At 62.7% G+C, this 2,662-nt stretch carries 4 protein-coding genes; 3 read left to right on the top strand and 1 reads right to left on the bottom strand.

The window, feature by feature from the left end; genetic code table 11:
• From kdsB to RTI30_RS13875, 3 genes are all read left to right on the top strand, one after another.
• Positions 1 to 756 (top strand): 3-deoxy-manno-octulosonate cytidylyltransferase (kdsB, locus tag RTI30_RS13885; RefSeq protein WP_312284094.1); only part of this gene is annotated, 756 nt, incomplete at its 5' end.
• The gene (ppa, locus tag RTI30_RS13880) at positions 753 to 1,277 is read left to right on the top strand and encodes an inorganic diphosphatase (RefSeq protein WP_312274793.1); all 525 of its coding nucleotides are present in this window, start codon (positions 753 to 755) and stop codon (positions 1,275 to 1,277) included. The genes kdsB and ppa, both read left to right, overlap by 4 nt.
• On the top strand, positions 1,255 to 1,656 hold the full coding sequence (locus RTI30_RS13875; protein WP_312284093.1) for a hypothetical protein: 402 nt from the start codon (positions 1,255 to 1,257) through the stop codon (positions 1,654 to 1,656). The genes ppa and RTI30_RS13875 overlap by 23 nt, the downstream gene beginning before the upstream one ends.
• Here the strand turns inward: RTI30_RS13875 and RTI30_RS13870 are convergent.
• Positions 1,653 to 2,662, bottom strand: a 1,010-nt coding sequence (locus RTI30_RS13870; RefSeq protein ID WP_312284092.1) for an AAA family ATPase, incomplete at its 5' end; no start/stop codon positions are given. The two genes, RTI30_RS13875 and RTI30_RS13870, sit on opposite strands and share 4 nt — an antisense overlap.

Raw genomic sequence — 2,662 nt, 5'->3', positions numbered from 1 at the left:
CCGGCGCGTTTGGCCTCCTCCCGCCTGCCGGGGAAAGTCCTTCTGCCGATTGCCGGGTTGCCGATGATCGAACGGGTGCGGCGCGCGGCCCTGGCGAGTGGGGCTGCGCGGGTGGTGGTGGCGGCAGACGATGCCGAAATCCTCGCCACCGTCCGCGCCCATGGGGGGGAGGCGGTGCAGACCGATGCCCGGCATAGCTGTGGCAGCGAGCGGCTGGCGGAGGCGGTGGAGATCCTCGGCCTTGGAGAGGAAGAAATCGTCGTCAACCTGCAAGGCGATGAACCGCAAATGCCGGCTTCCTTGTTGCAGAGCGTGGCGGCCGCCCTTGCCGCCGACCCGCAACTGTCGGTGGCAACGGCAGCGGTACCTCTGCGCAACTGGGCAGAGCTTTGCGATCCCCACGCCGTCAAAGTGGTCCTCGATGCCGCGGGCCATGCCCTGTATTTTTCCCGGGCGCCCATCCCCTGGGATCGCGACCGCTATCCCCTCGCCGCCGATGCCGTTCTAGCCCCCGGGCGGCATTGGCGGCACCTCGGTCTTTACGCCTACCGTGCTGGTTTTCTGCGCGACTATGCGCGTTGGCCGCGCTCGCCCCTGGAGGAGCTCGAGTCCCTCGAACAACTGCGCATACTCGAACGTGGCCTGCCCATTCGGGTATGCTGCGCAGAGATCGAGGCCCCGATTGGGGTCGATACCCCCGGCGATCTCGCCCGCGTGCGCGCAATTTTTTCCCACCATGAGGAGTGTTCTGCATGAAGCTCAAAGAAATCCCCGCCGGCAAGGCCCTGCCCGACGACATCCACGTCGTGATCGAGATTCCCCAGGGCTCCAATATCAAATATGAAGTCGACAAGGCTTCCGAGGCGGTTTTTGTCGATCGCTTTCTCTTCACCTCGATGCAGTATCCCCTGAATTACGGCTTCATCCCCAATACCCTTTCCGACGATGGTGACCCCACCGATGTCTTGGTACTGGCGCCGCAGCCGGTGGCGCCGGGCTCGGTGTTGCGGGCGCGGCCGGTAGGGGTCTTGACCATGGAAGACGAGAGCGGCATCGACATGAAGATCATTGCCGTGCCGCATCCCAAGATCGCGCCTGGCTATGAACAGATTCGTGACGTCAAGGATCTACCGCAATCCTTGCTCGATCAGGTGCGCCATTTCTTTGAGCACTACAAAGATCTGGAACCGGGCAAGTGGGTCAAGCTCAAGGATTGGTCTGGGGTGGACGCAGCTCGCGCCATCATCGAGAAGGATGTTGCCCGCTTCGGGGCCTGATACCGCCATTCCGGGGACGATTCTCGTCCCCCGGGCGGGGCTGCCGGCGCTTACCAGTGCGCCCGGTTTTGCCGCCGATGGTCCCCTATGGCAGCGAGTGCCGAGCCGCGACGAATACGGCCAACTCCTTGCCGATTTCCGTATGCTTTTTCCCGGCCTGCGCCGTCGCAACCAAACCCAGCAACTGCAGACCTTGCAGGCCATTGGCGGCGTGCTGCAGCGCTACCAACGCTGGGTAGTCTTTGCCGATCTCAACCTGCGCATGAACCTGCTTTGGGTGAGTGTGCGGCCGCGCCCGGGGCTGACGGTGGAAATTCCCGCCGCCATCCTCGAGCAGGTGCCGGAGGCGCGCCTGCTTGCGGCTTACTGGCGTCGTTAGGCGGGCGCGGTCTCCGGTAGGCGCAGCACCACCTTGTCGCCCTCGAGATCGGCGCGAATCTGCGTGCCCTTGGGTAGGTCGCTGAAGAGAATATGCTCTGCCAAGGGTTTCTTGAGTTCTTCCTGAATCAGGCGCGCCATTGGGCGTGCCCCCATGAGCGGATCGTAGCCCTTCTTGGCCAGCCACTGCCGTAGCGCGGCACTGATCTCGAGGCTGTAGCCCTTCTGCAGCAGTTGCTCGTCGAGTTCCATGAGGAACTTGTCGACCACATGCAGGATGTCTTCCCGCCCGAGGGGTGAAAAGGGCACGATGGCATCGAGCCGGTTGCGGAATTCCGGCGAGAAGACTCGGCGGATGCTTTCCATCTCTTTACCGGCTTCGCCCCCACGCTGGATGAAACCAATGGCCGAGCGCGCTTGTTCTTCGGCCCCGGCATTGGTGGTCATGACCAGAATGACCTGGCGGAAATCCACTTGTCGACCACTGGCATCGGTGAGTTTGCCATGGTCCATGACCTGCAGGAGCACGTTGAAGATATCCGGGTGCGCCTTCTCGATCTCGTCGAGGAGGAGCACGGCGTGCGGATGCTTGAGGATGGCATCACTGAGCAGACCGGACTGGTCGTAGCCCACGTAGCCCGGCGGGGCACCGATGAGACGAGCAACGCTGTGCCGCTCCAGGTACTCGCTCATATCGAAGCGGATCAGGGGAATACCGAGCAGATGTGCGAGCTGCCGGGTGAGTTCGGTTTTGCCCACCCCGGTAGGACCAGAAAAGAGGAAAGAGCCGATGGGTTTTTCCTGATGACGCAGGCCGGCGCGGGAGAGTTTGATGGCGGCGCTCAGTTCGCGGATGGCGCGATCCTGGCCGAAAATCACCAGCCCGAGATCGCGCTCGAGATTCTTCAGGGCGCTGCGGTCGTCGACGGAAACCGACTTACCCGGAATGCGTGCCATCTTTGCCACCATTTCCTCGATATCGTGCACGCCGATACTTTTCTTGCGCC

The organism is Candidatus Igneacidithiobacillus taiwanensis (assembly GCF_031962545.1).
GTDB lineage: Bacteria > Pseudomonadota > Gammaproteobacteria > Acidithiobacillales > Acidithiobacillaceae > Igneacidithiobacillus > Igneacidithiobacillus taiwanensis.
Note: the sequence above shows the minus strand (reverse complement) of the source record. Positions and strands in the feature narration are given on the sequence as shown.

Excerpts from the sequence above, each read along its gene's own strand:
- ppa (WP_312274793.1), top strand. The coding sequence starts at position 753 with ATGAAGCTCAAAGAAATCCCCGCCGGCAAGGCCCTGCCCGACGACATC.
- RTI30_RS13875 (WP_312284093.1), top strand. The coding sequence starts at position 1,255 with ATGTTGCCCGCTTCGGGGCCTGATACCGCCATTCCGGGGACGATTCTC.